Origin of the sequence: Herbaspirillum lusitanum (genome assembly GCF_046025995.1) — a bacterium.
GTDB lineage: Bacteria > Pseudomonadota > Gammaproteobacteria > Burkholderiales > Burkholderiaceae_D > Herbaspirillum > Herbaspirillum lusitanum_A.
In genome coordinates this window covers 1-23217 of record NZ_JAQQFM010000016.1, presented here as the reverse complement: position 1 = coordinate 23217, position 23217 = coordinate 1, and the positions used below count along the sequence as shown (strand labels likewise).

At 60.6% G+C, this 23217-nt stretch carries 24 protein-coding genes; 13 read left to right on the top strand and 11 right to left on the bottom strand.

What is annotated here, in order from left to right:
- Positions 1–41: 41 nt before the first annotated feature.
- From PQR62_RS24620 to PQR62_RS24600, 5 genes are all read right to left on the bottom strand, one after another.
- Positions 42–911: an ATP-binding cassette domain-containing protein gene (locus tag PQR62_RS24620; protein ID WP_408160715.1), complete on the bottom strand. Its 870-nt coding sequence runs from the start codon at positions 909–911 to the stop codon at positions 42–44.
- The gene (locus tag PQR62_RS24615) at positions 908–1918 is read right to left on the bottom strand and encodes an ABC transporter ATP-binding protein (RefSeq protein WP_408160714.1); all 1011 of its coding nucleotides are present in this window, start codon (positions 1916–1918) and stop codon (positions 908–910) included. The genes PQR62_RS24620 and PQR62_RS24615 overlap by 4 nt, the downstream gene beginning before the upstream one ends.
- A 71-nt stretch (positions 1919–1989) precedes the next feature.
- Positions 1990–2916, bottom strand: coding sequence for an ABC transporter permease (locus PQR62_RS24610; RefSeq protein ID WP_408160713.1), 927 nt, complete (start codon positions 2914–2916; stop codon positions 1990–1992).
- A gap of 8 nt (positions 2917–2924) precedes the next feature.
- A complete protein-coding gene (locus PQR62_RS24605; protein WP_408160712.1) occupies positions 2925–3842 on the bottom strand; it encodes an ABC transporter permease in 918 nt (305 codons plus the stop codon).
- A gap of 271 nt (positions 3843–4113) precedes the next feature.
- Entirely contained in the window at positions 4114–5652 is a 1539-nt protein-coding gene (locus tag PQR62_RS24600; RefSeq protein WP_408160711.1) for an ABC transporter substrate-binding protein, read from the bottom strand.
- On the opposite strand from PQR62_RS24600, the gene PQR62_RS24595 reads away from it, so the two are divergent.
- The 3 genes from PQR62_RS24595 (at position 5561) to PQR62_RS24585 (ending at position 7715) form a co-directional block, all read left to right on the top strand.
- Positions 5561–5911 (top strand): hypothetical protein, encoded by a 351-nt coding sequence (locus tag PQR62_RS24595; RefSeq protein ID WP_408160753.1) that lies wholly within the window; start codon positions 5561–5563, stop codon positions 5909–5911. The genes PQR62_RS24600 and PQR62_RS24595 overlap by 92 nt on opposite strands.
- Positions 5912–5954: 43 nt before the next feature.
- Positions 5955–6866, top strand: a complete 912-nt coding sequence (locus tag PQR62_RS24590; RefSeq protein ID WP_408160710.1) for a LysR family transcriptional regulator — start codon at positions 5955–5957, stop codon at positions 6864–6866.
- A gap of 96 nt (positions 6867–6962) precedes the next feature.
- On the top strand, positions 6963–7715 hold the full coding sequence (locus PQR62_RS24585; RefSeq protein WP_408160709.1) for a 2-keto-4-pentenoate hydratase: 753 nt from the start codon (positions 6963–6965) through the stop codon (positions 7713–7715).
- Between the two features lie 69 nt (positions 7716–7784).
- Here the strand turns inward: PQR62_RS24585 and pip are convergent, their stop codons facing one another.
- Both pip and PQR62_RS24575 read right to left on the bottom strand, forming a co-directional pair.
- Positions 7785–8753 (bottom strand): prolyl aminopeptidase, encoded by a 969-nt coding sequence (pip, locus tag PQR62_RS24580; protein ID WP_408160708.1) that lies wholly within the window; start codon positions 8751–8753, stop codon positions 7785–7787.
- Between the two features lie 139 nt (positions 8754–8892).
- Positions 8893–9354 carry an Lrp/AsnC family transcriptional regulator gene (locus PQR62_RS24575; protein WP_408160707.1) on the bottom strand — a complete coding sequence of 154 codons (462 nt, stop codon included), beginning with the start codon at positions 9352–9354 and terminating at the stop codon, positions 8893–8895.
- Positions 9355–9546: 192 nt separating this feature from the next.
- On the opposite strand from PQR62_RS24575, the gene PQR62_RS24570 reads away from it, so the two are divergent.
- From PQR62_RS24570 to fnr, 6 genes are all read left to right on the top strand, one after another.
- Positions 9547–10614 (top strand): 1-aminocyclopropane-1-carboxylate deaminase, encoded by a 1068-nt coding sequence (locus tag PQR62_RS24570; protein WP_408160706.1) that lies wholly within the window; start codon positions 9547–9549, stop codon positions 10612–10614.
- A gap of 182 nt (positions 10615–10796) precedes the next feature.
- A complete protein-coding gene (locus PQR62_RS24565; RefSeq protein WP_408160751.1) occupies positions 10797–11075 on the top strand; it encodes a type II toxin-antitoxin system RelE/ParE family toxin in 279 nt (92 codons plus the stop codon).
- Positions 11076–11144: 69 nt separating this feature from the next.
- A complete protein-coding gene (locus PQR62_RS24560) occupies positions 11145–11471 on the top strand; it encodes a HigA family addiction module antitoxin (RefSeq protein ID WP_408160705.1) in 327 nt (108 codons plus the stop codon).
- A gap of 163 nt (positions 11472–11634) precedes the next feature.
- Complete coding sequence (locus PQR62_RS24555; protein WP_408160750.1) at positions 11635–12243, top strand: OmpW/AlkL family protein; 609 nt, start codon at positions 11635–11637, stop codon at positions 12241–12243.
- 216 nt (positions 12244–12459) lie between these two features.
- Entirely contained in the window at positions 12460–13533 is a 1074-nt protein-coding gene (locus PQR62_RS24550; RefSeq protein ID WP_408160704.1) for a fatty acid desaturase, read from the top strand.
- A gap of 304 nt (positions 13534–13837) precedes the next feature.
- Positions 13838–14623, top strand: a complete 786-nt coding sequence (gene fnr / locus PQR62_RS24545) for a fumarate/nitrate reduction transcriptional regulator Fnr (protein ID WP_408160703.1) — start codon at positions 13838–13840, stop codon at positions 14621–14623.
- Between the two features lie 146 nt (positions 14624–14769).
- Here fnr and hemN read toward each other — a convergent pair whose 3' ends face one another.
- Both hemN and PQR62_RS24535 read right to left on the bottom strand, forming a co-directional pair.
- The gene (gene hemN, locus PQR62_RS24540; protein ID WP_408160702.1) at positions 14770–16215 is read right to left on the bottom strand and encodes an oxygen-independent coproporphyrinogen III oxidase; all 1446 of its coding nucleotides are present in this window, start codon (positions 16213–16215) and stop codon (positions 14770–14772) included.
- Between the two features lie 170 nt (positions 16216–16385).
- A complete protein-coding gene (locus PQR62_RS24535) occupies positions 16386–17297 on the bottom strand; it encodes a LysR substrate-binding domain-containing protein (RefSeq protein WP_408160701.1) in 912 nt (303 codons plus the stop codon).
- Positions 17298–17522: 225 nt separating this feature from the next.
- Here PQR62_RS24535 and PQR62_RS24530 point away from each other — a divergent pair, with 225 nt between their 5' ends.
- From PQR62_RS24530 to PQR62_RS24515, 4 genes are all read left to right on the top strand, one after another.
- A complete protein-coding gene (locus PQR62_RS24530) occupies positions 17523–17918 on the top strand; it encodes a carboxymuconolactone decarboxylase family protein (protein WP_408160700.1) in 396 nt (131 codons plus the stop codon).
- A gap of 3 nt (positions 17919–17921) precedes the next feature.
- Positions 17922–19445 (top strand): aldehyde dehydrogenase family protein, encoded by a 1524-nt coding sequence (locus tag PQR62_RS24525; RefSeq protein ID WP_408160699.1) that lies wholly within the window; start codon positions 17922–17924, stop codon positions 19443–19445.
- A gap of 41 nt (positions 19446–19486) precedes the next feature.
- A complete protein-coding gene (locus PQR62_RS24520; protein ID WP_408160749.1) occupies positions 19487–20380 on the top strand; it encodes an NAD(P)-dependent oxidoreductase in 894 nt (297 codons plus the stop codon).
- A gap of 565 nt (positions 20381–20945) precedes the next feature.
- A complete protein-coding gene (locus PQR62_RS24515; protein WP_408160698.1) occupies positions 20946–21647 on the top strand; it encodes a hypothetical protein in 702 nt (233 codons plus the stop codon).
- A gap of 116 nt (positions 21648–21763) precedes the next feature.
- On the opposite strand, the gene PQR62_RS24510 is transcribed toward PQR62_RS24515, so the two are convergent.
- Complete coding sequence (locus PQR62_RS24510; protein ID WP_408160697.1) at positions 21764–22657, bottom strand: SMP-30/gluconolactonase/LRE family protein; 894 nt, start codon at positions 22655–22657, stop codon at positions 21764–21766.
- Positions 22658–22850: 193 nt separating this feature from the next.
- On the bottom strand, positions 22851–23217 hold a 367-nt coding region (locus PQR62_RS24505), incomplete at its 5' end, for a porin (RefSeq protein ID WP_408160696.1).

The following is a 23217-nucleotide window of genomic DNA, read 5'->3' as shown; positions in this document are numbered from 1 at the left end:
ACGGATGTCAATTCGGCAAACAGCCGCTGCCTTACCGCCGCTCAGCCATTCACCGCCAGTTCCGGAATACCGCGCCCCGGTTCAGGCGTGAGGGCCGAGGCCAGCAGCATGCGGGTGTAAGGATGCTGGGCTTCGGAGAAGATCTTTTCGCGCGTCTGCAGCTCGACGATGCTGCCCTTGTTCATCACCGCCACGCGGTCCACCAGATGCTCCACCACGCCGAGGTCGTGGCTGATGAACAGATAGGTCAGGCCGAACTCGGCCTTGAGATCCAGCAACAGGTTCAGAATCTGCGCCTGCACCGAGACATCCAGCGCCGAGGTCGGTTCGTCGCAGATCAGAATATCGGGCCGCAAGATCAGCGCCCGCGCAATCGCCACACGCTGGCGCTGGCCGCCCGACAACTGGTTAGGATACTGATGATTGGTGCGCTCCGGCATGCCGACCAGATCGAGAATCTTGCGCACCGATTTCTGCTGTTCGGCCGATGTGCCTATGCCATGCAGCCTGAGCGGCAGGCCGACGATCTCGGCCACGGTCTTGCGTGGATTAAGCGAGGAATACGGGTCCTGAAAAATCGGCTGGATGTGCCGCGCATTCTGCTTGCGATGCGTGGGATCGACCTCCTGACCGTTGATCAGCACATTGCCGGAAGTCGGCTCCAGCAAACCCAGCAGCATCTTGGCCAGGGTGCTCTTGCCGCAGCCCGACTCGCCGACCAGTCCCAGCGTCTCGCCGCGATACAGGCGCAGCGACACATCGTTGACCGCCTTGAGTTCGCCCGGCGCCTTGAACATGCCGCGCTTCATGCTGTACACCTTGCTCAGCGCGCACAATTCCAGCGCGATGTCGCCGCCGGGATGTTCCGGTTTTTCCGGTGCTGCGATATTTCCGAAGTCGCCCATGTTCATGCCATCACCTCGCTGCTTTCCATTGCTTGCACCGCCGTCACTTTGTGGCAGCGCGCGTAATGCGGCAAGGCGCCGGCGCTGGTGTTGACCATAGGAGGATCCTGCTCGCAGGTAGCGTCAGCCAGTGCGCAGCGATTGCGGAAGGTGCAGCCGCCGACATTGCCGATCAGACTCGGCACCACGCCGGGAATCGCCTGCAGCTTGCTGCCCGGGAGTGTCTTGCCGCGCACCGGGATGCAGTTCAGCAAACCGCGTGTGTAAGGATGCTGCGGGCTGGCGAAAAGTTGCGCGACGTCGGTGGTTTCCACCACCTGGCCGGCGTACATCACCGCCACGCGATCGGCAATGCGCGACACCACGCCCAGATCGTGAGTGATGAACACCACGGCGGTGCCGAATTCCTTTTGCAGCTCGCGGATCATGCGCAGAATCTGCGCCTGTATCGTCACGTCCAATGCCGTGGTCGGTTCATCGGCAATGATCAGATCGGGATTGCACATCAGCGACATCGCAATCATTACGCGCTGGCGCAAGCCGCCCGACAACTGATGCGGATACTGGCGCAGGCGGTCTTCGGCATTGCTGATGCCGGTACGGTGCAGCAGATAAATCGCCCGCTCGCGCGCTTCGGCGCGGCTGACATTGGGCTGTTGCAGCATCGCTTCGCACAGCTGGTTGCCCAGCGTGTACGAAGGATTGAGCGAGGTCATCGGCTCCTGAAAAATCATCGACATGCGCTTGCCGCGCAGTTGATTGAGCTGCTTGTCGGACAGGCCTTGCAGATCGACGCCGTCGAAGCGCATGTAGTCTGCCGTACATTTGGCCTTGCGCGGCAGCAGTCCCATCAGCGCCAGCGAAGTCATGGACTTGCCGCAGCCGGATTCGCCCACCAGGCACAGCATCTCGCCGCGCTTGACCTGGAAATCGATACCGCGCACCGCGTGCAGGACGCCGTTTTCGGTAGGCAGATCGACGCGCAGATTTTTGACATCGAGTAAAACGCTCATCGCATGCTCCCGCAAGAATTGGTGCTCATCATGTGCTTGCTCCTGGTATTCGTTATCGCCTGCATCATTGATCAGTTGCGGCCGTCCGGCGCATTCACATCACGCAGACCGTCGCCGACCAGATTGATGGCCAGCACCAGCATGGCCAGCGCGATGCCGGGAATCACAATCACCCAGGGCTTGAAGAACATGTAGGACTTGCCTTCGGACACCATCAGCCCCCAGGACGGCGTCGGCGGCTGCACACCCAGACCGAGGAAGGACAGCGTTGCTTCCAGCAGAATCGCGTGCGCCATTTCCAGCGTCACCACCACGATCAGCGCACTCATGATGTTGGGCAGAATTTCGCGCACCAGAATGTAGGGCGTGGAAGCGCCTATCGATTTGGCGGCGGCAATGAACTCTGCATCGCGCAATTGCTGGGTGGCCGAACGTGTGACCACGGCGAAGCGATCCCACAGCAGCAGGCCGAGCAGCAGGATCACCACGTTGAGCGAACCGCCGACCAGCGAAGCCATCGCCAGCGCCACCAGCACCACCGGCATCGCCAGACGGGTAGTGATGATGTAACTGATCACCGAATCCACGCGGCCGCCGAAGTAACCGGCCAGCACGCCCAGGGTGGTGCCGATCAGACCCGAGATTAGCGCGGCGCAGGCGCCGATGATCAGCGACACGCGGGCGCCGTAGATCAGGCGGCTCAGATAATCGCGGCCCAGCTTGTCGGTGCCCAGAATATGTTCCCAGCTGCCCTGCGCATTCCAGACCGGCGGAATCAGACGCCGCGAAACATCCTGATTGAAGGGATCGTGCGGCGCCAGCAGCGGTGCAAAGATCGCCGCCAGCACAATCACCGCCAGGATGATGGAGCCCAGCACCAGACCGCGATGGCCGAGCATGCGGTTGAGCTTGCGCCGCCACAGCGGGATCGGCTTGAGCGCGGCTTGCAGCAGAGGCGCAGCAGGCATGGGCGTGGCTGAAGTGGAAGTAGTCGACATGGCGGCTCCTAGCGGGTGCGGATGCGCGGATCGAGCATCGCGTTGATGACGTCGGCGAGGAAGGTCAGGCCGATGTAGAACATGGCAATGATCAGGACCACCGCCTGCACCACCGGATAGTCATTGCGGGAAATCGCGTCCCAGGCCAGCTGCCCCAGGCCCTGCATCGAATACACCGATTCGATCACCACCGAGCCGCCCAGCATGAAGCCGAGTTCGACTGCGGCCAGCGCCACCACCGGAATCACGGCATTGCGCAGCGCGTGCTTGAAGATCACCTTGCTCTTGCTCAGGCCTTTGGCGCGGGCGGTGCGAATGTAGTCCGAGCTCAATACTTCCAGCATGCCGGCGCGGGTCAGCCGCATCATGGCCGGCATGGCGTAGTAACCGAGCGCCACCGCCGGCAGCACGAAGTTCTCCCAACTCTCGTTGCCGGCAACCGGCAACCAGTGCAGCGTCACGGAAAAAATCAGAATCAGGGTCAGCCCGAACCAGAAGCTGGGCATGGCCTGCCCCACCACGGCGATCATCAGCGCCACGCGGTCTAGCCAGGTATCGCGATAGATGGCCGCCAGCACGCCCAGGGGAATCGCCACCACGATGGCCAGCAGCAAGGCGCTGCCGCCGAGTTTGAAAGTAATCGGCATGCGCTCGGCGATCATGTCGATCACCTGGCCCTGAAAGTAGAAGGATTTGCCGAAGTCGAGATGCAAGGCGTTGCCGAGCCAGTCGAAATACTGGGTCGTCATCGGCCGGTCCAGGCCGAACTCGACCCGGATCGATTCGACCTGGGCGGCAGTGGCTTCAGGCCCTGCGATCGATGTGGCGAGATCGCCGGAAAGGTGCAGCAAGGCAAAGCTGACCACGGAAACCGTAATGGCGACGCACAAGGCGATCGCCAGACGGCGCAAGATATAGATCAACATGGCGACATGCCCCTCACGGTTGGCTCAGATTCAGAGCTTCTGACAAAACACCGCCGGCGGCAGGCGCTTTGTCAGAAGCTTTGCTGGTATGGCTGAAATACGGTGATGCGGTGAACCGGCTCCGGACCGAAGCAAGTTTCGATCCGGAGCGGCTGTACTGCATTTACTGGATGCTCTTGTTGCAACTGCTGGCCCTGCGATTACTACCGGTATTGCTTGCCGGTCATGCCACGCCGGCCTGGGGACCGGCGGCATGCCCGATGTGCAGCGCTTACTTCCAGCTGGCCTCGTAGAAACGCGGCAGTTCATCCGGATAGCCCTGGAATTTCAGCTGCGAATTGAACGCGTAGTAAGTCGAGTAGGAGAACAGCGGCGCCATGTAAGCCTGCTTCGAGATCAGCGCCAGCGACTTGGAATAGTTTTCCTTGCGCACGGCCGGATCGGTCGAGGTGTCGGCCAGCTCCAGCCATTGACGCAGTTGCGGATCCTTGGTGATGTCGTCGCTGCCGCCCTTGAAGAACACGCCGATGAAGGCCGATGCGTCGTTCACGGAATACGAACCCCAGGCCTGGAAGGTCAGCGGCGTCTTGCCGTTACGATATTCGGTCTGCAGCGCTGCGTATTTCATGTAGTGCAGACGGGCGCGGATGCCGACCTTGTGCAGATCGCCGATGATGGCTTCGGCAAATTCACGTTCGCGGTAGGCGTAGATGTCGGTATCGAAACCGTTGGCATAACCTGCCGCCGCCAGCAATTCCTTGGCCTTGGCCGGGTTGTATTCATACTTGATGACGGCATTGCTGTCGCAACCGAACTGCGTGCGGAAGCAGGCTGTGTACAGCGGCTGGCTGCCGCCGCGCACCAGATTGTCGGCGATGCCCTTGCGGTTGATCGCGTAGTTCACGGCCTGGCGCACGCGCAGATCCTTGAACGGCGAATTCGCGGAAGAAGCGCCGGTGGCGTCGATCGAGAGGAAACCGGCGCGCATGGTTTCACCGCTTTGCACGCTGATCTTCGGCGTGCTCTTGAGCGATTCGGCCTGATCGGCCGGCACGCGCCAGATCCAGTCCACCGCGCCGGTCATCAGTTGCGCCGAACGGGTTTCCGGATCGGGAATGATCACGAACTTGATGTTGCCGATCTTCGGCTGGCCTTGCGGGCTGTCCTTGAAGTAGGTGGGGTTCTTGACCATGGTCACACCCTGGCCCGGGGTCACGCTGGTGACCTTGTAAGGACCGGTGCCGATCGGCGCCTTGGCGAAACCGTCGAGACCGACCTTCTTGAAGTAGGCGCCGGGATAGATCGGCAGCGGGCCGGCCAGATATTCCAGCGCAGCAGGGAAAGGACGCTTGAGGTTGATGCGGACCTTGTAGTCGCTGATCTTGTCGACGCTCTTGATCCAGTCGGTGTTCTGGCGGGTCACGGCCTTGGATTCGGCGGACACCACGTAGTTGAAGGTAAAGGCGACGTCGTCGGCAGTGAACTTGTCGCCGTTCTGGAATTGCACGCCTTCGCGCAGATCCAGTACCAGCGCTGTCGGCGACTCCCACTTCCAGGCAGTCGCCAGTTGCGGTTTGTATTCGTTGGTCTTGGGATCGCGGTAAATCAGCGTGTCCCAGATCAGGTGGGCAAGAATGACGCCTTCACGCAGGTTGTTGTGATACTGGCTGATGTTTTCCACTTCGCTGTCGGAAGCGTAGACCAAAGTGTCGTTGGCCTTGGTGGCCATTGCGGACATCGATGCAGTAGCCCCCGCTACCAGCACCGCACATCGTGACCATGCAACCAGGGATTTCTTTATTGCGTTCATGTTTGCCCTTCTTTCGAGAATTGTTTGGAAAAACAACGACGTCGAATGCATACTAGGCCACAATTTAACGATGCCGCAATTATCAAATTTCTATGCCTGCATTGCCGAAAAGAGATGCCAAAAATTGTGCACCACAATGAATTTTCAGCAAAAACAGCTGCATCGCCGGAGCATCGCGGCAAGTGATCCAAATGCCGTTTTAGGCATCCAGCCGTTTCTTGCTGTTCTGCACCAAAGCCGTGAAGCCCGCACCAAATAAGCCATACAGGCTTTTTGAGTGAACCCGCATAAAAAGGTCTGACATGAAATCCCAGCATCTGCAAGACACCGCTCTGCGCTACTTTCTGGAGGTGGTGCGTTGCGGCTCAATCAGTGAAGCATCGCAGCGTTTGAACGTCGCCAGCTCCGCCATCAGCCGTCAAATCAGCAGTCTGGAAGAAATGCTGGACACGGTATTGTTTGAGCGACGTCCGCGCGGCATGGTGCTCAGCGCCGGCGGCGAAATGCTGGCCGCGCATGCGCAAAAGGTGGCGCTGGAAGCCGATCGCGTAGTGGCAGACCTGCAGGCGCTCAAGGGCCTGCGCAGCGGCCGCGTGCGGATTGCCGCCTCGGAGGGCTTCAGCATTGATTTCCTGCCGCGCCTGATCAATGCCTTTCAAAAGAAGTATCCGGGCTTTGTGTTTCAGGTCTTCGTCGGCCCGCCGGCGGCGGTATCGCGCCAGGTGCGCGAAGGCAACGCCGATATCGGCCTGACCTTCACCCGTCTGCCGGAAGCCGAAATCAAGGTAGTCCATCGCCAGCCCGGCCCGATATTTCTGGTGATGCGGCACGACCATCCGCTCAGCCGTTTCAAACAGGTTTCGCTGTCGCAGCTGCACCCTTATCCGATGGCGCTGCCCGATCCCACCACCACCCTGCGCCAGTTGTTCGACATCGCCTGCAGTCGCCAGCAAGTCGTGATCGAAGCGGTCATGACCAGCAACTACATACAGACCCTGCACAATTATCTGGTGGACAACGACGCGCTCTCGATCACCGGTGAAGTCACGGTGCGCTATCGCACCGCAGCGGGCGAACTGACCATACGCCCGATCCGCGACTGCCCCACCGACGGCCGCTTCATCGAAGTCCAGACGCTGGCAGGCCGCACACTGCCGCGCAGCGTGGACATCTTTCTGGAATATCTGCTGGCCGAGCTAAGCAAGGACATGTAAAGAATCGGCAGCTCAGCCTATAAGCCGCGCGCTCATTAAAATGAAGCGCTATTTTCGTCATACCAGTTACCCCACCCTCTCCCGGAGAATGCATTCATGAGTTCAGCAACTGCAGCAGAACATGCCCGCTTATTCATCGAAGCCCGCAACAGCCATCAAGGCGTCGACTGGCGCCGCTTTACCCCGCTCGACGCCGATACCGCCTACGCGATTCAGGATGCGACGCTGGCGCAGATAGGCCCGATCGGCGGCTGGAAAGTCGGCAGCAAAGGCGCCGGCACCCAGGCCAGCTGCGCCCCGCTGCCGGCGGCCGGCATCTATGCATCGGGCAGCGTGCTGAGCGGCCCGCAATGGTCGCGTCGCGCCATCGAAGCCGAACTGGCGTTCCGCCTCGGCAAAGACTTCGACCCGGGCGACCGCCTGCCCTCCAGGGAAGAATTGCTGGACGCCTTCGACGCCATGCTGCCGCTGATCGAAGTAGTCGAAACCCGGCTCGCGGCAACGCCCTGCGAAGAGCCGCTGGTATCGCTGGCAGACTTGCTGAGCCACGGCGCGCTGGTGCTGGGCAAAGCCGTACCGCTGCCGGCCGAAGCCCCCGACGTGCGCAAGCTCACCGCCACGCTCTTCTTCGACGACAAGCAAGTGGAACACATGACCGGCACCAACCCGGCCGGCGACATCTGGCCCATGCTGGCGTGGCTGGCGCGTCATTGCTCACTGCGCGGCGTGCCCCTGAAAAAAGGCCAGATCGTCACCACCGGCACCTGCACCGGCGTGCAGAACGCAGTGGCAGGACAAAAGGTGAAAGCGGTATTGGAGGGAGTAGGAGAAGTCAGCTTCAGCTTCTAAGCAAAAAAACGGGCGGGCCTGAATCAGGCCCGCCCGTTTTCAATCATGCCTTAAGGTGAAGCGCACGAATCAGCGATCAGCAAACCCGTCCGTCGCCCGAATCAACTGATCAAGAATCCCCGGCTCGTTATAAGCATGGCCCGCGCTCTCAATCAGATGAAACTGCGCATCCGGCCAGGCCTTGTGCAGATCCCAGGCCGATTTGGCCGGCGTCGCCAGATCGTAACGGCCTTGCACGATCACACCGGGAATCCCGTGCAGACGCGTCGCATTGGCCAGCAACTGTCCTTCCTCCATGAAACCCTTGTTGACGAAATAATGGTTTTCGATGCGAGCGAAAGCCAGCGCGAAATGGGCGTCGATGAATTTGTCCATCATGCCCACATCCGGCACCAGCGTAATGGTGCTGGCTTCCCAACGGCTCCAGGCGCGCGCCGCCTCCAGCTTCGCGGCTTCGTCGGAACCGGTCAGACGCTTGCGATAGGCGGTGACCAGATCGCCGCGCTCCGCTTCGGGAATCGGAGCCAGGAATTCTTCCCAGCGATCCGGCGCCAGCCACGATGCGCCTTCCTGGTAATACCAGTCGAGCTCGCGCTGGCGCAGCAGGAAAATGCCGCGCAGAATGATTTCGGTGACGCGCTCCGGATGCGTTTCGGAATAGGCCAGCGCCAGCGTGCTGCCCCAGGAGCCGCCGAACACCTGCCACTTTTCAATGCCGAGTCTGACGCGCAGCTTTTCGATATCGGCCACCAGATCCCAGGTGGTGTTGGCGTCCAGATTGGCATGCGGCAGCGAGCGGCCGCAACCGCGCTGATCGAACAGCACGATGCGGTATTTCTCGGGATTGAACAGCTGGCGATGACTAGGCCCGCATCCGCCGCCCGGGCCGCCATGCAAAAACACCACCGGCTTGCCCTTGGGATTGCCGCACACCTCCCAGTACACCTGATGGCCGTCGCCGACATCGAGCATGCCGCTGTCGTAAGGATTGATCGGCGGGTAAAGCGTGCGGAAACGGCTGTCGGTAGCAGTGGTCATCGGTGAAATCCTTTGATAAAAAATCTGTCCGGCCTGAATACCGGCAGGCAAATGAAAGAAACAAATGGTCGAGAAAGATTACAGGGTCTGAATGAAGCCTGCTGAAGGCGGCATATTGTTCTGCAAGATTCAAGCCTCCTCACTCCACCACCAGATCGTAGCTGTTCTTCACTTCATTCAAGACAAAGAAGGAGCGCAGCTGGCGTACGCCCGGCAGGCGCAGCAGCACATTGGCGTGCAGGCGGTTGAAGGCTTGCAGATCCTTCACGCGCAGCTTGATCCAGTAATCGAACTCACCGGCCAGCAGCAGGCATTCCAGCACGGCCGGAATATCGCGCACCGCCTGTTCGAACTCGGCAAAGCTTTCCGGCGTCGAGCGGTCCAGCACCACGCCCACCGTCACCAGCACCGGCAGGCCCAGTTTTTCCGGATCGAGGATGGCCCGCACCTCCTTCACATAGCCCTCATCCATCAGGCGCTTGGTGTGATTCCAGCAGGCCGTTTTGCTCATCCCCAGCTGCTCCGCCAGCTCTGCGTTGGCGATCCGGCCATCCTTCTGCAGCGCCTTGAGGATGCGCTTGTCCATGCGATCAAGTGACATGAATAATATTCCAGTAAATTTAACTTTAATGAATCAATATTTTCACAATATCTATTTCATCGATTTTTCAAACGTAATAATCTCATAAATTAGGAAGCACGTTTTAATTCGAGAAGCGTAAAGTTGATCCCGGTCACACGACTTCATCTCAATTGATCTGACACTGATCTGAACCTGAACCGGAGCTCTCTCATGCTGGCACTCGACAAACTTTTCCCGCGTAAAACGCTGGGTTTCTTCCCTTCCCCTCTGCACAAACTGGAACGCCTGTCGGCCATGCTCGACGTGGAAGTCTGGGCCAAGCGCGATGACGTCTCGTCCGGTCTGGCTTACGGCGGCAACAAGATCCGCAAACTCGAATGGCTGGTGGCCGATGCGCTGGCCAAGGGCTGCGACACACTGGTCTCGATCGGCAACATCCAGTCCAACCACACCCGTCAGGTGTGCGCGGCCGCCGCTGCGGTCGGCATGAAGTCGTACACCGTGCAGGAAACCTGGCTGGAATGGGACGATCCGGTCTACGACAAGGTCGGCAACATTCTGCTGACCCGCATCATGGGCGGCAATCCGATCATGGGCGGCTACGGCTACTCGACTACTGAAAAAGACACCTGGGCCAAGGCCCTGGAAGAAGTCCGCGCCAAGGGCGGCAAGCCTTATCCGATCCCGGCCGGCGCATCGGACCACCCGCTGGGCGGCCTGGGCTATGCCAACTTCGCCGATGAAGTGGCGATGCAAGAACAGCAACTGGGTATTTTCTTCGACAACGTGGTGGTCGCGACCTGTACCGGTTCGACCCAGGCCGGCATGGTGGTGGGTTTCGCTGCGCAAGAAAAGCGCCGCCGCGTGATCGGCATCGACACCGCCGATGATGCAGCGATGACGCGTCGCGCCGTGACCAAGATCGCCAACGACACTGCTGAGCTGATCGCCTCCAAGGGCGGCAAGCGCGTGGTGGTGAAGGACTCCGACATCGAGATCAACCCTGACTACAGCGGCCCGGCCTATGGCCTGCCAAGCGAGCAAACCATCGCCGCGATCCGCACCGCCGCCGAAATGGAAGCGATGCTGACCGATCCGGTGTACGAAGGCAAATCGATCGACGGTCTGATGAGCATGGCCAAGAAGGGCGAGTTCAAGGGCCAGCGCGTGCTGTACGCTCACCTCGGCGGCGCACCTGCGCTGAACGCTTACTACAAGGCCTTCGAAGACCCGGAGAACCTGGTCAAGCTGGCGCGTGAAGCACGCTTCAAGGAATAAGCTGCACGCTGTTCCTTCGAAGTAAAAACGGCGTGGCGCCCTCGCGGGCTGCCACGCCGTTTTGTTTTCGCCGATATACCACCGATACACGCTGCGCCCTGGCCTCGGCGTCTCAAAATACCCTCTGCGTTTTCCACATCCGGCTACTCACATATAACGCAAGACGTTATACTTTGGCCGGCATGATCAGATCCTTTCATTGCCGCGATACCGAAGCCGTTTTTTCCGGCAGGAAAGTGGCGAGATTTGCCAACATCCGCCTAGTGGCCGAACGAAAGCTGCAGCTGCTGGATGCGGCGGCGACACTGGAGTTTCTTCGCTCGCCGCCGGGCAACCGGCTGGAGGCCCTGTCCGGCAACCGCATCGGGCAATACAGCATGCGTATCAACGCGCAGTGGCGTCTGTGTTTCATCTGGGCGGACGGCAGCGCCGAGCATGTAGAAATCACCGACTACCACTGACACGACTGAATGCCATCAAGCTCCCTGAGCTCCCTTGAGCAACACCACGCAAGCGAGGAACGGAAAATCATGAAGAAAGTACGCGACGGCGCACACAACGGTATGCGCGCGGTTCATCCCGGTGAAATTCTGCGCGAGGAGTTTCTCCTGCCCTACAATCTGAGCGCCAACGCGCTGGCGCTGGCCTTGCATGTGCCCGCCACACGCATCGGCGAAATCATCAACGAACGACGCGGCATCACGCCCGACACAGCCTTGCGTCTGGCGCGCTTCTTCGGCGGCGATGCGCAATCCTGGCTGAGCCTGCAACAGACCTTCGATCTTAAAATTGCAGCCAAGGCGCTTGAGAAGAAAATCAATGCCGAGGTCAAACCCTTCGTACTCGATGCTGCATAGACATCCATGCCTGCATCACAGCCATCACGGCAGTTCGCATAGCGCGGCCCGCCCGATTCAAATCCGTCCTGCTTGATCAGCATCAAAGCCCCCCGCCGCTTTCACGCGTACCTTTCGTCCGTCATCACTCGTCAGGTAAATCACCGTGAAAAAACTCATCGCCATGGCGGCCGCTGCTGCGGGCCTGCTTTCTTCTTTCGCCGCACCGGCCGCCTTTGCGCAGGAAGCCGCCAGCCCATGGCTGCTGCGTCTGCGCGCAGTCAACATCAGCCCTGAAAACAAGTCCGATCCGGTCGGCGGCGTAGGTGCTTCGGATCGTCTCACGGTCAGCTCCAAGACCATTCCCGAACTCGACATCAGCTATTTCTTCACACCCAACTGGGCGGCCGAACTGATCCTGACCTATCCGCAAAAACACGACGTGCGGCTGGACGGCCAGACCATCGGCAGCTTCAAGCATCTGCCGCCGACGCTGCTGCTGCAATACCACTTCACGCCTGACGCTACGTTCAGCCCTTATGTCGGCGCCGGCGTCAACTACACCCGCATCTCCGATGTGACGCTGCTGAACGGCAATGCGCAACTGGAAAGCCATAGCTTCGGCGCGGCATTGCAGGCCGGTTTCGACGTCAAGATCGACCGCCACTGGCTGGTCAATTTCGACGTCAAGAAAGTGCAGATCCGCAGCGACGTGATGTCGGGCGGCACCAGGATCAGCACCGTGCGCATCGATCCCTGGCTGATCGGCGTCGGGGTGGGTTATCGTTTCTGAGGTTCTGCGGTATCCTTGCCGGACCCAAACGGCGCGATCCGTCATCTTCAGATGACTGGTCGCTTTGCTTTTTTGGAAACCCGTCCCCGCAGAGGCAGCAGCCACGGCAGCAGGCGCAGTTCACCCAGCCCGCTTCTCCGCCCCCAGTCCACCGCAAGATGAGGTAATACGATGTCGACGACTTCGCACACCACCCCAGTCGCCCCCGGCGCACCAATGCCACACCGCAAAATCATCCGCTCCTGGGTGATCCCGATCAGCCAGCGCAGCACCGCCATCGCGCTGCTGCTCTCGGCCATTGATTTCTGTCTGTTCGGCCTCGGCCTGACAGCCATCATCTGGACCCCCTGGATACTGGCCAAGATCGCGCTTGGCGTGGTGACCGGCTTCGTCATCGGCCGCCTGTTCATTCTCGGCCACGATGCCTGTCATCAAAGTTTCACCCCAAACCGCAGACTCAATACCTGGCTCGGCCGTCTGCTGTTCATGCCGTCACTGACGCCTTACAGCCTATGGGCGGTGGGCCACAACGTGGTGCACCACGGCTACACCAATCTGAAGGGTTTCGACTTTGTCTGGCTGCCGCGCACACTCGAGGAGTTTCAAGCTCTGCCACGCTGGCGCCGTCAGCTGGAGCGCATCTACCGCAGCGGCGTCGGCCCCGGCCTGTATTACCTGATCGATATGTGGTGGAAGCGCATGTACTTTCCGTCGAAAAAACAGATGCCGACGCGCCGCGCCGAATTCATTTGGGACGGCGTGCTGGTCACCGCCATGGCGGTGGTGTGGGTGGCCGGCATGGCCTGGGCCGCCGACGCCACCGGCCAATCATTCTGGACGCTGTTCATTACCGGCTTCCTGATCCCGATCATGTTCTGGAAGTCGATGATGGGCTTCGTGGTCTATGTGCACCACACGCATACCGAAGTAGCCTGGTATCAGGACAAGACAAGCTGGGCCGCTGCCCAGCCCTTCGTCTCGACCACCGTGCATCTGACCTTCGGCCGCTGGTGGGGCTCGCTGCTGCACAACATCATGGAACATACCGCGCACCACGTGGACATGAGCGTGCCGCTGTATCGCCTCAAGCAGGCGCAGAAGAAGCTGGAAACCATGCTGCCGGGCCGCATCGTGATTCAGCGCTTTTCATGGCGCTGGTATTTCGACACCGCGCGCCGCTGCAAGCTGTACGACTTCGACCGCCTGTGCTGGACCGACTTCCGCGGCCGCCAGACCAGCCAGCCGCTGGAGCTGCCGCCAACGGCAACGGCGCCCGAATCGGCTTCCTGATTTTTGCTTCCCTGACAATAAGACGGTCACATGGAAGGGCAATCGCAGCCCCGGTCAAATGCGATATCGCCCGCTTCCCCGCCATCAAGACCGCACCTTCTGCTTTGCCCACCGGTTTGCCGGCCAGCCGATGGGCTTCATTCAGCCCCGCATGCGGCCCTTTATGACCAGCTAATCCACGCTTGTTTGACCTAGGACAATAAACCGCGTCGGATTGGCGCCGCTGCGGCTTCCGGCAGCCTTCCCAGCACTTAGAATGCATGTGTCGCCTGCATCCAGGGCATCCGTCTGCCGGGAATCTCGTATGAATCAGTCCTGCCTCAAGGTCTCACCCTCCTGTTCTTCCGCCTCCACCAGCGTCGCCGGCAGCGCACTGCGCAGCTGCACTTCCTGCGGCATGCACCAGCTCTGCCTGCCGATGGGGCTGGATGTCAGCGACATGCGCCGGCTGGACAAGATCATCGGCCGCCGCAAGGTGGCGCGCGATGATTTCCTGTATCGCATCGGCGACCGCTTCACCTCGCTGTACGCGGTGCGCGTCGGCCATTTCAAGACCTATCAGGAAAACCTCGACGGCGACCGCCAGATCACCGGCTTCCAGATGCCCGGCGAACTGCTGGGCATGGATGCCATCAGCACCGAGCATCATCAGTGCGACGCGGTGGCGCTGCAGGACAGCGAAGTCTGCGAAATCCCCTTCGCCATGCTGGAACAACTGTTCGGCCAGATGCCGACGCTGCTGCGCCACTTTCATCGCATCATGAGCCACGAAATCACCAGCGAACAGAGCGTCATCATGCTGCTGGGGAACATGCGCGCCGAACAGCGCTTCGCCGCGTTCCTGGTGAATCTGTCTTCGCGCTACGCGGCGCGCGGCTATTCCTCAACCCGCTTCCAGCTGCGCATGACGCGCCAGGATGTCGGCAACTATCTGGGCCTGACCATAGAGAGCATCAGCCGCCTGATCTCGCGCTTCCGCAAGCAGGGCCTGCTGGTGGTGGAGCAGCGCGAAGTGGAAGTGGTGGATCTGGCCGCGCTGAAAAAACTGGCGGCCGGCGTCGATGTCTGCGCCATGCCCAAGCCGGCCTGATCTGCGAAGTTCGTGCTTGAACATGCCGTGCAGCCGCAGGCTGGACGGCATTTTTTTAAGCGGCGCGGAATGCTTGCCTCTGCCACGGGCATAAAAAAAGCCGGCTGAAGCTGTCGCTCAGCCGGCCTTGAACTATTCCTGCCGTCTTAAACGGTCTGCGAATAGCGCTGGGGCGTCGCCTCCATGCCTGCCAGTCTGGCCTGCGTCAAATCCTGATTCAGATAGCGGTCGAACACCATGCAGATGTTGCGGATCAGCATGCGCCCTTTCGACTCCACCGTGATCCACTCGTCTTCGATGCTGATCAGCCCGTCCTGCTCCAGCAGGCGCAGGCGTTCCATTTCATCGGCGAAGTATTCGCGAAAGACGATGGGATAAGCGATCTCCAGCGAAGTCAGCGACAACTCGAAATTGCACATCAGGCGCTGAATGATCAGGCGCCGCAACACATCGTCCATGCTCAGCTGGATGCCGCGCGCAATCGGCAGAGTGGCGCTTTCCAGCCGCGCATAGTATTCATCCAGCGTCTTTTCGTTCTGGCTGTAGCTGCCGCCGACGGCGCTGATGGCCGATACGCCGCAGGCCACCAGATCGGTTTCCGAATGGGTGGAATAGCCCTGGAAGTTGCGATGCAAACGCCCCTGGCGCTGCGCGACGGCGAGGTCGTCGGTCGGCTTGGCGAAATGGTCCATGCCGATGTAGACGTAGCCGGCCGCCGTCAGTTGACGGATGCACAGCGACAACATGTCGAGCTTGGCTTCCGCGCCTGGCAGATCCTCATCCTTGATCTGGCGCTGCGACTTGAACAGATGCGGCATGTGCGCATAGTTGTAGACCGCGATGCGATCGGGGCCGGCGTCGATCACCTTGCCCAGCGTGCGCGCCATCGACATCACGTTCTGCTTGGGCAAGCCATAGATCAGGTCGATGCTGATGGAACGAAATCCGGCAGTGCGGCCGGCGGCGATGATGTCCAGCGTCTGCTCTTCAGGCTGCACCCGATTGACTGCGCGCTGCACGTCTTCGTCGAAGTCCTGCACGCCCAGACTGAGGCGGTTGAAGCCTTGCGCCCGCAATGAATACACGCGCTCTACCGACACCGTGCGCGGATCGATCTCTATCGAATATTCGCCGGCCTCGTCCGGCGCCAGCGTGAAATGGGCGCGGATGTGGGCCATCAGATCGCCCATCTGGCTATCCGACAGATAGGTCGGCGTGCCGCCGCCGAAATGCAGTTGCTCGACATGATTCATGCCCGAGAACAGCGCCGCCTGCATGGCGATTTCGCGCTTGAGGTAACTCAGATACAGCGCCGCCTTGGCGCGGTTCTTGGTCACGATCTTGTTGCACGCGCAGTAGTAGCAGATGGTGTCGCAGAACGGGATGTGCAGATACAGCGACAGCGCGCGCCAGGCGCCCATGCCGCGACGGTCGCTGACCGCGTGCAGATAGTCCTTGACGGCGAAGCGCTCGCTGAAACGATCGGCGGTGGGATACGAGGTATAACGCGGACCGCGCTGATCCATCTTGCGCAACACGTTGCGGTTCATGCCGGCCAGCGACACGGCGTGGGGTGTTAAGGCAGCTTGCATTCGATGCTCCATGACCATCCGGCGAGGGACGGAGTTTCAGAGCTCCCAGCTTAGGCGGCGCGCAACGCGGCTGCCTTGACCTGGATCAAATGGCCTCACGCAGGCGGTGGCGCCTGCGCAAGGCAGCCTGGAAAAATGAACAGAAGCTGAACTGAATCAGGAGACGAACTTCAGGCGGCGCGCGCCATGCGCGCGTACGAAATCAGCATGCTCGCAAATTCGCGCGCCGCCGGCGCCAGCGGCACCGCAGTGCGCTGGATCAGGCTGATGCGGGACGCCGGAATCGCCTCGCGCACCGGCACCGCTGCCAGACGCGCGCTGAAACCGTGGGCCTCGATTGCCACGCGCGGGCCGAGGAAAAGATAATCGGATTGCGCCACCAGTTGCAAGGTATCGAGCAGCGACTCGACGCTGGCCACCAGTTGCGGCGGCGCCAGTTGGTGCTGGGCGAACCAGTCCGCCAGACGGTTGGCCGGCGTACCCGCCAGCCCGCTGGGGCGCGTGTTGATCCAGGCGCTGTCGGCAAGCTCGCGGATCGAAGTCGCCTGCTGCAGCGGATGGCCCTGGCGACAAAGTATGCAAGGGTCGGCCGCGCACAGCATGGTGGCGCTCAGATCGCTCATGTCGGTGCCGTCGGACACCAGCGTCAGGGCAAAATCGAGCCGCCCTTCGCGAATCCCGGTCAGCATCATGGACGCCGGGCCGCTGGCCAGATGCACGCTCACGCGCGGATGCATCCGGCGCAACTGCGGCAGCACCTGCGGCACAAAACGTGCAAAGGCCTCGGACGAAACACCGACGTTGATGGCGCCCACCAGTTCGTCATTGAGCGCACCGCATTCCTGCAGCGCGCGGTCGCATTCGCCGAGAATCACACGGGCGCGCGCCAGCAAGGCGGTACCCGGCGCCGTCAGCGCGATACCGCTGTGCGCGCGCACGAACAAAGTGCCGCCGACGCTGGCTTCCAGCCGCTTGACCTGTTGCGTCAGCCCGCTTTGCGCCATGCCGAGCGCCCGCGCGCCGGCGCGGATGCTGCCGTGTTCGACCACGGCGACGAAGGCGCGCAATTGTTCTAGCGTCATGAAAGATCAGATGGCAAAAAAAGCAAGATAAAAAGACAAGGGAGAGTCGAAAAAGCGATCAGAGATGATCACCGGATGTGCTCATGATCACGATAGTAGCATCTTGGTCGGGCCGCCCGCGCTGCCTATACTTTTTCCAACGAGGCCGGCCTGGCGAACAACTTCTTGCTGCAGATGGCAGGCCGGCTCCGACAGCAACTCACTTCTTCATTTCAGGGAAAAATCATGGCGGACGAACTGTACAAACTCGGTGAAAAAATTCGCGGCGAAGTGCTAGGCCCGGCCTATGTCAGCGCCTCCGCTGCTGCCACCGATGAATTCAGCGAACCGATGCGCGCCTTTGCCATCAAGAATCTGTGGGGCGATATCTGGGCTCGCCCCGGCCTCGACCGCCGCAGCCGCAGCATCGTCAATCTGGCGCTGCTGTCGGCCGCCAATCGTCCGAACGAACTGAAGATTCACATCCGCGCCGCGCTCAACAACGGCGTCACGCGCGCCGAAATCGGTGAAGTGTTCCTGCAGGTCGCGCTGTATGAAGGCATCCCCACCGGCAGCGACGCCACCCGCATCGCCAAGCTGCTGTTCGCCGAAATCGATGCTGAAACCGCGGCGAAAGCCTGAAGCATGGACAAGCGAGAGAACGTCGGCGAGCAGCCAAGACAGGCGCTGTTCGAGCGCCTGCTGAATGCCACGGTCGGCACGGCAGACGAAGTCGGTTCGTGGATAGGCGGACAGGCGATCGCCGGCAGCGGCGCTGAACTGCCGCTGATCGATCCCTATACCGAGCGCGAATTGATGCGCTATCGCGATACCTCGCCCGCGCAGGCGGCGGCGGCGCTGGCCGATGCCGATGAAGGCTTCAAACGCTGGTCCGCCTTGCCGGCGCAGCAACGCGGCGTGCGGCTGGCGCGCCTGAGCGAACTGGTGGCGCGCGACGCCGATGCGCTGGCGCAGCTTGAAAGCCTGTCCAGCGGCAAGGCAATCAAGGGCAGCCGCGCGCAACTGGCGGCAGTGGTCGAAATCTTCCGCTACTACGCCGGCTGGGCCGACAAGTTCGGCGGTAATGTGATCCCGGTGCCGGGCGGGCAGTTCACCTACACGCTGCGCGAACCGCTGGGCGTGGTGCTGGCGATCACGCCCTGGAATTCACCGATCTATCTGGCCGCATGGAACATCGCGCCGGCGCTGGCGATGGGCAATGCCGTGCTGCTCAAACCTTCCGAGCTGACCCCGTTGACGGCCCTCGCGCTGGCCAGACTGGCCATTGAAGCCGGGCTGCCGCCGGGCACGCTGAACGTGGTCAACGGGCTCGGCCAGACCATAGGCGATCATGCGATTGCCAATCCGCTTACCAAGAAAGTCGTGTTCGTCGGCTCCATCGCCACCGGTCGCCGCGTCAATACGGCGGCGGCGCAACGCCCGATTTCCTGCCTGCTGGAACTGGGCGGCAAGTCGGCCAACATCGTGTTCGAGGATGCCGATTTCGATGCGGCGGTCAAAGCTGCGGTGGTCGCCGGCTTTGCCAACACCGGCCAGAACTGCGCCGCCGGTTCGCGCCTGCTGGTGCAACGTTCAATCTATCCGCGCTTTCTTGAGGCAGTGGTTGCCGCCAGCCGCGAATACAGCTGCGGCGATCCGCTCGACGAACATGTCGATTGCGGTCCGATCAACAATCTGGCGCAGTATCAACGCATCCAGAACATGATAGCGATGGGACTGGACGAAGGTGCACAACTGCTGGCGGGCAAAGCACCGACCGGCGCTGCCACCGATGGCCAAGGTTATTTCATCGGTCCCACCGTGCTGGGCGGCGTACACAACAACATGCGCATTGCGCGCGAAGAAGTGTTCGGGCCGGTGCTGGCAGTGCTGCCCTTCGATACGGAGGCAGAAGCCATCGCCATCGCCAACGACAGCGAATTCGGTCTGGCCGGCGCCGTATGGACGCGCGACATCGCACGCGCACACCGCGTTGCGGCCCAGGTCCGGGCCGGCATTTTCTGGATCAACATGTACCGCGACATGCACGTCGCCAGCCCTTTCGGCGGCTACGGCAGCAGCGGCTACGGACGCTCCAGCGGCGTCGAATCGCTGTACGAATACACCCAGACCAAGAGTGTCTGGCTACCCACCGCCAGCGGTAGCTGAGAACCAGCGTGCATTCGCAACAAGGCAAGCCATCATCTAACCTGGAAAGCAAGAAAATGACCTCATTCAAAACAGCTGGCGTGGTAGGACTCGGCAATATGGGACGCGGCATGGCCTTGTCGCTGACTCGCGCCGGCTTCAACGTGGTCGGTTTCGACAGCTCCGCCGGCGCCACAGCCGCCGCCGTCGAAGCCGGCATCGCGGTCACGGCAAGCATGGCTGAGCTCGGCCAGCATTGCGACGCCATTGTGCTGTCGCTGCCGAATTCGGCGATCGTCAAAAGTGTGCTGTTCGGCGACGACACGAAAGGCGGCCTGGCCGCTGCCATACGCGCCGGCGCCGTGCTGATCGACACCACCACCGCCGACCCAAAGTCCACCCGCAACAATGCGCCGGCCCTGGCCGAGCGCGGCATCAAGTTCATCGATGCACCGGTCAGCGGCGGCGCCGCCGGCGCCCTCAAGGGCGAGCTGACCATGTTCATCGGCGGCAACGCAGCCGACGTCGAACTGGCAACTCCTCTGCTGGCAGCGTTGGGCACCAAGCGCTTTTACATCGGCGAAGTCGGCGCCGGCCACACTGCCAAGCTCATCAATAACCTGATGGTGGCCTCGCATCTGCTGGTCGCCAGCGAAGCCTTCCATCTGTCGGAAGCGGCCGGCGTGCCGATCGCGCAAATCATCGAAGCGATCAATGCCGGCTCCGGCCGCAGCGGCGTGACGCAATACAACTACCCGAGCCGCATCATGAACGATGCGTTCAACTCCGGCTTCACCATGCAGCTGATGCGCAAGGATGTGAATCTGGCCATCGAGCTGATGAATCAGGTGGGCGTCGATCTGCCGGTGGTGCGCGAAGTCGGCACACGCTGGAAGAACAGCGCCGACACACTGGCCGACGGCGAAGACTTCAATCGCATCACTCAGCTGCATTGATCCGCTTCATTGATCAGCTGTATTGAGCGCGCCGTTTTACAAGGCAAGCAAAAAAAAGACAAGCCGTCCGGCTTGTCTTTTTTCGTTCAGTGCCTTTTTCCATCATCTGATTGTTCGAATCCTGCCATTGCCTGTTGTATTCCGCTACGGCTGAGCTTGCGACTGTGCGCGGGATGAATTAGCCTGCATTCAGGCCTCACTTCAGGCAATTGCTAAGCTGTCCCGTCTGAAATAATTCCTGTCAGTCACCCGTACATCCAATAAAAAGAAAACGGTTTCTGATTGCATTGCCGACTGTGCAAGCCTGCTTGATCCAGCAATTGATTCAGCACTTAACTTCACCGCTTTTTCACTGCTTTATTGGGTAGCCTGTTCACGCAGCTTGATTGACCTTCTGATTGCCCAGTTCAGTTTGACTTGTACCGCTGGCTTTGCTCGTCTGCCCGACCGATGTCGTCCTGCCATGCAGGTGAATTTCCCGCGCCCCGCTGACTTTGGCGTGCCAGCGAGCGATTCAGCGTCACGGTCTTCCAACCATTCTTTTCATGGATAAGCTCACAGAGAAATGATGACCAAAATCTCTTCCCCCGCTCACATTGCATTCGCCGGTCTGGTACTGTTCGCCGGTGCTGCCGCCGCCACCCAGGAAGCCCGCGCCGAAGGCCTGGGCGTCAGCGCCGATGCCGGCACCACCGGCGTCGGTTTTCATTTGTCGGTGCCGCTGGCGCAAACGCTCAATGCGCGTTTCGGCGTCAACTATTTCGACTACTCGTTCAACTCCAGCACCAACGACGTCAACTACGACGCCAAGGCCAAGCTGCGTACCTTCGACGCCCTGCTCGACTGGTTTCCGTTCGCCAACGGCTTCCGCCTGAGCGGCGGCGTGATCTACAACGGCAACAAGGTCGAAGCCACCGGCACACCGAAAAACAATGGCACTTACACCATCAACGGCAACACCTACTTTGCATCGCAAGCGGGGCAAGTCGATGGCCGCATCGACTTCAAGAAGTTCGCACCGTATGTCGGTCTCGGCTACGGCAATGCCGTCGCCAAGGATCAGGGCTGGGGCTTTACGGCTGACGTGGGCGTGATGTTTCAGGGCAATGCCACGACCTCGGTCAGCAATTCGGGATGCACCGCATCGGCACTGATCTGCTCGCGCCTGGCCACCGACGTCTCCGCAGAGAACGCGCAACTGAACGACAAGGTGCATGGCTACAATCTGTACCCGGTGCTGCGTGTGGGGGTCAGCTACAAGTTCTGATGGTGTGCAGTGACATGCTTCACTTCAATGCGTGTCAGACAGCATAAAAAATGCCGGCTTCGCCTATGCGCGGCGAGCCGGCATTTTTCATGCAAGAACAGTATTGAACATCGGGATCAGGCGCCGAAGCGGTTCGCCGCCAAACCCCTTGTCCGGGTTTCTTCCAGACGCACTGCAAACAGGCCGCCGGCCTGCGGATCGATTTCGCGTTGTGCCGGGTTCATGCCTTCGTGCGCGCTGATGATGTACAGGGTATCGAGTTGCGTGCCGCCGAATGCGACGCAGCTCGGCTGGCCGACCGGCAATTCGATGATGTGATCGATGCTGCCGTCGGGCGCAAAACGGACTACCCGCGCGCCGCCCCATTGCGCGTTCCAGACGAAGCCGTCGGCATCGACACAGGAACCGTCAGGGCTGCCCGGTTGCGTGGCGAGATCGGCAAACAGACGCGGTTCGCCTACGTCTCCTGAAGCGCTGTCGTACGCGACGCACATGATGCGATTCACCAAGGTATCGCAGAAATACAGGGTGCCGCCGTCGGGGCTGAAACAGATGCTGTTGGAAATGGCGATGCCTGGCAGATTCAGCCGCTGCACGCTGAGATCATGATTCAGACGATAGAAACCGGCGATCGGTGCGCGGTCTGCCGCCTCATTCAGGGTGCCGAAAACGAAACGTCCCTGGCGGTCGCATTTGCCGTCGTTCAGACGCGTGGTAGGGAGATGTTCCTCTACATCAGCTATCGCCTCAATGCCGCCATCCTTCAGATTGAAAAACGCCAGCCGCGAAGCCAACCCGAGCAGCAGGCGATCGGCATCGACGGTGAACGCGAACGTCGCCAGCCGTTCGGGCATATTCCAGCTGCGGGTCACGCCGCTGGCCGGGTGATGATTCCACAGCGTCGCCGCGTGAATGTCGGTCCAGAACACCGACTGAGAGACCTCGCACCACAGCACTCCCTCGCCCAGTTCATGGCCGCCGTCGACGATCAGTTCAGGCTGATGTTTCATATTCTTTCCTCTTGTGCATTGATGCTGTCGATGAAGTGACAGCGGGGTCTAGGAGCGCACGATAGTAAAACTGCGAAGCTGATTCCCTGCCGGATGGTTTGGTTGCAGCATCCGACGGAAACGAAAAAAGGGCAGGCTTGCGCCCGCCCTTGAATGACTGCCTCAAGATCTTACAGAAGGAATCAAGCCGTCGTCAGAACGAGTGGCTGATACCGAAGTAGCCGCCGTTCTGGCTCTGGCCCGGCAATGGTGCGCCGGCTTCGTCGGCTTCCACCGAGAAGGTCGCGTTGCCGCTGTTGCGCACGGTGCCCGCGCCCACATACAGCAAGGTGCGTTTGGACAGGTAGTAGTTGGCGCCGACCATGAACAGGTTGGCGTTGCCGCCGTTGTTGTTCACGTTGACGTGGAAGGCCGAACCGATCAGCGTCAGCTGCGGCGTGATCTGGTAGTTCGCGCCCAGCCAGTAATGATTCACCTTGTCCGGCGAGCCCGACGCCACATCAGGCGCGCGCAGGTTTTCGTAACCGAGGAACATCTTCAGCTTGTCGATGGTGTAAGTA

Coding starts and splice junctions, on each gene's coding strand:
- PQR62_RS24620 (WP_408160715.1), bottom strand. CDS start 911: ATGAACATGGGCGACTTCGGAAATATCGCAGCACCGGAAAAACCGGAA.
- PQR62_RS24615 (WP_408160714.1), bottom strand. CDS start 1,918: ATGAGCGTTTTACTCGATGTCAAAAATCTGCGCGTCGATCTGCCTACC.
- PQR62_RS24610 (WP_408160713.1), bottom strand. CDS start 2,916: ATGTCGACTACTTCCACTTCAGCCACGCCCATGCCTGCTGCGCCTCTG.
- PQR62_RS24605 (WP_408160712.1), bottom strand. CDS start 3,842: ATGTTGATCTATATCTTGCGCCGTCTGGCGATCGCCTTGTGCGTCGCC.
- PQR62_RS24600 (WP_408160711.1), bottom strand. CDS start 5,652: ATGAACGCAATAAAGAAATCCCTGGTTGCATGGTCACGATGTGCGGTG.
- PQR62_RS24590 (WP_408160710.1), top strand. CDS start 5,955: ATGAAATCCCAGCATCTGCAAGACACCGCTCTGCGCTACTTTCTGGAG.
- PQR62_RS24585 (WP_408160709.1), top strand. CDS start 6,963: ATGAGTTCAGCAACTGCAGCAGAACATGCCCGCTTATTCATCGAAGCC.
- pip (WP_408160708.1), bottom strand. CDS start 8,753: ATGACCACTGCTACCGACAGCCGTTTCCGCACGCTTTACCCGCCGATC.
- PQR62_RS24575 (WP_408160707.1), bottom strand. CDS start 9,354: ATGTCACTTGATCGCATGGACAAGCGCATCCTCAAGGCGCTGCAGAAG.
- PQR62_RS24570 (WP_408160706.1), top strand. CDS start 9,547: ATGCTGGCACTCGACAAACTTTTCCCGCGTAAAACGCTGGGTTTCTTC.
- PQR62_RS24565 (WP_408160751.1), top strand. CDS start 10,797: ATGATCAGATCCTTTCATTGCCGCGATACCGAAGCCGTTTTTTCCGGC.
- PQR62_RS24560 (WP_408160705.1), top strand. CDS start 11,145: ATGAAGAAAGTACGCGACGGCGCACACAACGGTATGCGCGCGGTTCAT.
- PQR62_RS24555 (WP_408160750.1), top strand. CDS start 11,635: ATGGCGGCCGCTGCTGCGGGCCTGCTTTCTTCTTTCGCCGCACCGGCC.
- PQR62_RS24550 (WP_408160704.1), top strand. CDS start 12,460: ATGCCACACCGCAAAATCATCCGCTCCTGGGTGATCCCGATCAGCCAG.
- fnr (WP_408160703.1), top strand. CDS start 13,838: ATGAATCAGTCCTGCCTCAAGGTCTCACCCTCCTGTTCTTCCGCCTCC.
- hemN (WP_408160702.1), bottom strand. CDS start 16,215: ATGCAAGCTGCCTTAACACCCCACGCCGTGTCGCTGGCCGGCATGAAC.
- PQR62_RS24535 (WP_408160701.1), bottom strand. CDS start 17,297: ATGACGCTAGAACAATTGCGCGCCTTCGTCGCCGTGGTCGAACACGGC.
- PQR62_RS24530 (WP_408160700.1), top strand. CDS start 17,523: ATGGCGGACGAACTGTACAAACTCGGTGAAAAAATTCGCGGCGAAGTG.
- PQR62_RS24525 (WP_408160699.1), top strand. CDS start 17,922: ATGGACAAGCGAGAGAACGTCGGCGAGCAGCCAAGACAGGCGCTGTTC.
- PQR62_RS24515 (WP_408160698.1), top strand. CDS start 20,946: ATGATGACCAAAATCTCTTCCCCCGCTCACATTGCATTCGCCGGTCTG.
- PQR62_RS24510 (WP_408160697.1), bottom strand. CDS start 22,657: ATGAAACATCAGCCTGAACTGATCGTCGACGGCGGCCATGAACTGGGC.